Source organism: Bacillus sp. JJ1764, assembly GCF_036962145.1.
Classification (GTDB): Bacteria; Bacillota; Bacilli; order Bacillales; family Cytobacillaceae; genus Neobacillus.
The window spans coordinates 2,651-5,516 of the sequence record NZ_JBALNY010000081.1 but is presented as its reverse complement, the minus strand read 5'-3'; the positions used below and the strand labels follow the sequence as shown (position 1 = coordinate 5,516).

The following is a 2,866-nucleotide window of genomic DNA, read 5'->3' as shown; positions in this document are numbered from 1 at the left end:
ATTTCTTTAAAGGAACTAATGTTGGAGGTAAAAAGAATCAAGGTTTTGGCCAGCAGTTTGGGGATTGCTCGATCACAGGCTTTCCAATTAACATTGTTTATGACGATGAATTCATAGATGCCCCCGTAATCAAAATCAACAAAAATCTTTAATTTTCGGGAGTGATTAATGTGAATATTGCACCGATGCAAATAAATTTTCTAGGCTTTAAAATAAATACGATAGATAACACGGCCTTTGTCAATTTTGGACCGAATCAATTTATCGATCAATTAACATCTTATAAAAGAAATCAAGGATTTGGCGAACAAAACGGTGACATTTCCCCTGTCAATATTCCGATTTCGTATGTCGTTGACCCTGATGTGACAGACAGTAATACGGCTAAAAACAGTGTAATATAAAGGAGGTAAAGTCATTGATATTTGCTCCAATGGTTGTCAATCTTGGTAATATCAAGGTGAATGTTTTTGACCATGCCTCAGTCATGAACATGGGCCCAAACCAATATATTGATCAATTCGTTTCTTACAAACGGAACCAAGGCTATGGTGAACAGAATGGCGACATTGCACCGTTTATTATTCCAATTAACTTCGTATTTGACGCAGATATAAGTGACAGCTGGACCGGCAAAAGCAGCATCATTTAAGGAGCTTGAAAAAATTTTCAGGTTCCTTTTTTTATTTCCACAATCGCTCAAAACTAGCCTTACTTCCGTCGATTTTTAATAGAAAAACATCAGGATTCGAAAGTTTTTTCCATTCTTTAAAACTAAAGCTCCTATCAAAATAGTTGATTAGTAAGGACATGATATTACCATGGGTAACTATAATGGCTGTTTTATTATCTTGCACTTCCTCTACCACCTTTAAGATTCGTTTCTGTGCTTCCCTGCTTGATTCCCCACCTTCTAATTTCTTCTCAAAATCTACAAAGGTTTCCTTTAGTTGTTCCAACCAATCCACCAAATTTTGGGTACTTAATACGCGTTCAGCTAATCGAGGATCTTTCTCGATATTTAGCTGTAATTTCTCCGCAAGTGGTCGGTTGGACTGAATAGCACGTTTATATGGGCTGGAAATAATTTGGTCAACATTCTTGTTTGATAAATAGTTAGCCAAATCGTTTGCTTGACTGAGGCCCTTTTCGGTTAGAGATGATTCAGCCGGCTGCCACCCCGCCTCACAATGTCTAATGACGTATATGTTTTTCAACATTTTCACCCCAGAGATTTATATTTTCCTAATTTTCCAATTTATTATAAACTATGATTAGTAGAAAAAATAGGAAAAGAGGAAAATTTTATGGACAATCTAGTTTCGCAATTCGAAGTCTTGCCCACCACCTGTATTTCTGATGCCATGGAGGGGTTAAATAACCTTCATCCTTCTATTAAACCTTTAAAGGAGGAGTACAAATTAGCAGGCAGGGCCTTTACTGTTAAAATTCCTGTTGGTGATAATCTCGCTGTCTTACGAGCGATCCGTGAAGCAAAACCGGGTGATATTTTGGTTATCGATGCGAAGGGTGATCAATATCGGGCAATAGCTGGAGATTTTGTTGTAGGAATGGCTCAAACTTTAGGGATTGGCGGCATTGTAGTTGACGGTGTGATAAGGGATATCGTAGGGATTAAAGCTCTTGATTTCCCTGTATTCTGTAAAGGTACAGCGGTGGCAGCGAGTGGCAAAGCTGGCATTGGAGAAATCAATGTGCCCATTTCATGTGGCGGTATGCCGATTCAGCCAGGAGATCTCATCGTTGGAGACGCTGATGGGGTTGTGGTGATTCCACAGGCGATTGAACAAACAGTATTAGAAAAAGCATTAAATAAATGGCATAAGGACCAAGTGAGGGAAGAAAAAATTTCGGGAAACCGAGAAGCTATCCGTAAGCATTTGGATGAACTGCTTGCTAAATAATTAGTAAAGGGTTGTATAGAACAAGACTATACAACCCTTTTTTCACAAATATAAATGTAGTATGAACATTTCCCCGTTTCGTCCCCAGGCACGGACACCCTTATCAATGAACCCCGTTTTTTTGTAAACGTGCTGTGCTGCAACATTTTTACAATTAACCGCTAATATGACCTCATTCACACCCGAAAAATGCTCTTTCACAAACTCAGGCAATTGCATCATCGACTTTTGGGCAATCCCTTTTCCTTGATATTTTGGATTAACAGAAAATGCCCGAAGAAGAAGCGCCTGATCATTTTCCCAGTATTCCTTCACCCCCTCCTGTCCATGCAGTACAAAAAAGCCCGCGGGTTCGTCATTAAACAAAATCACAACAGGATAACGTCCCGGGTCCTCGTCACAAATTTTCAGTGCATCCAGTGGTTCGCTAGTAAACTTTAGTTGATCCCCCTCTAAAACATAATCTTCAAAAAAGGTTTTATAATCAGGGTTGTAAAACGCTAGGCGCGTTTGTCCCCCAAGTGATGTTCTCTCCATTTTCCCTATCCCCTTTAACCAAAAATAGGACCATTCCGCCCTCATATGAGTTATAACTATGTATTATTTTTCCTGAGCTGCTAGCCATTCCTTAACATCATAAATACCATAAATGTCACTCTTAGATTTTTCAAAAACATCATTAGAACCTTCTGTTGAATACGAAAATATGAAATGCGTTGGTGTTTCAGTTAAAACGCGGAAGGAATGAAGATCGCCATCTGTCAATTCCACCATATACACTTGCCCAGATACGACAGCATTGGTATTCAATAAATTATTTGCCATTACGTACACCACTCCTTATTCATAATTCAAAAATCTCGTATGGGAAACCTTTTATAAGTAAAGGTTGAAAAGAACCAACATCCTGACGATCATTTGGATCCCATTCTTTATATGAC

Annotated in this window: 6 protein-coding genes; 3 read left to right on the top strand and 3 right to left on the bottom strand. The window is 38.8% G+C overall.

The annotated features are described in order from the left end of the window. Window positions 1-185: 185 nt before the first annotated feature. Together V7083_RS12710 and V7083_RS12705 are read left to right on the top strand one after the other, a co-directional pair. Window positions 186-404 carry a hypothetical protein gene (locus V7083_RS12710; RefSeq protein WP_435556352.1) on the top strand — a complete coding sequence of 73 codons (219 nt, stop codon included), beginning with the start codon at window positions 186-188 and terminating at the stop codon, window positions 402-404. Window positions 405-418: 14 nt separating this feature from the next. Next, complete coding sequence (locus tag V7083_RS12705) at window positions 419-652, top strand: hypothetical protein (protein WP_335478244.1); 234 nt, start codon at window positions 419-421, stop codon at window positions 650-652. A 31-nt stretch (window positions 653-683) separates the two neighbouring features. Here V7083_RS12705 and V7083_RS12700 read toward each other — a convergent pair whose 3' ends face one another. After that, complete coding sequence (locus V7083_RS12700) at window positions 684-1,220, bottom strand: histidine phosphatase family protein (protein ID WP_335478242.1); 537 nt, start codon at window positions 1,218-1,220, stop codon at window positions 684-686. Window positions 1,221-1,307: 87 nt separating this feature from the next. Here V7083_RS12700 and V7083_RS12695 point away from each other — a divergent pair, with 87 nt between their 5' ends. Beyond that, window positions 1,308-1,925, top strand: a complete 618-nt coding sequence (locus tag V7083_RS12695; RefSeq protein WP_335478240.1) for an RraA family protein — start codon at window positions 1,308-1,310, stop codon at window positions 1,923-1,925. Between the two features lie 42 nt (window positions 1,926-1,967). On the opposite strand, the gene V7083_RS12690 is transcribed toward V7083_RS12695, so the two are convergent. Beyond that, complete coding sequence (locus V7083_RS12690; protein WP_335478238.1) at window positions 1,968-2,462, bottom strand: GNAT family N-acetyltransferase; 495 nt, start codon at window positions 2,460-2,462, stop codon at window positions 1,968-1,970. Between the two features lie 63 nt (window positions 2,463-2,525). After that, on the bottom strand, window positions 2,526-2,750 hold the full coding sequence (locus V7083_RS12685) for a hypothetical protein (RefSeq protein ID WP_335478236.1): 225 nt from the start codon (window positions 2,748-2,750) through the stop codon (window positions 2,526-2,528). Window positions 2,751-2,866: the final 116 nt, after the last annotated feature.

Bases quoted from the DNA above. Each gene is read 5' to 3' on its own strand.
- V7083_RS12710 (WP_435556352.1), top strand. From the start codon at position 186: ATGCAAATAAATTTTCTAGGCTTTAAAATAAATACGATAGATAACACG.
- V7083_RS12700 (WP_335478242.1), bottom strand. From the start codon at position 1,220: ATGTTGAAAAACATATACGTCATTAGACATTGTGAGGCGGGGTGGCAG.
- V7083_RS12695 (WP_335478240.1), top strand. From the start codon at position 1,308: ATGGACAATCTAGTTTCGCAATTCGAAGTCTTGCCCACCACCTGTATT.
- V7083_RS12690 (WP_335478238.1), bottom strand. From the start codon at position 2,462: ATGGAGAGAACATCACTTGGGGGACAAACGCGCCTAGCGTTTTACAAC.
- V7083_RS12685 (WP_335478236.1), bottom strand. From the start codon at position 2,750: ATGGCAAATAATTTATTGAATACCAATGCTGTCGTATCTGGGCAAGTG.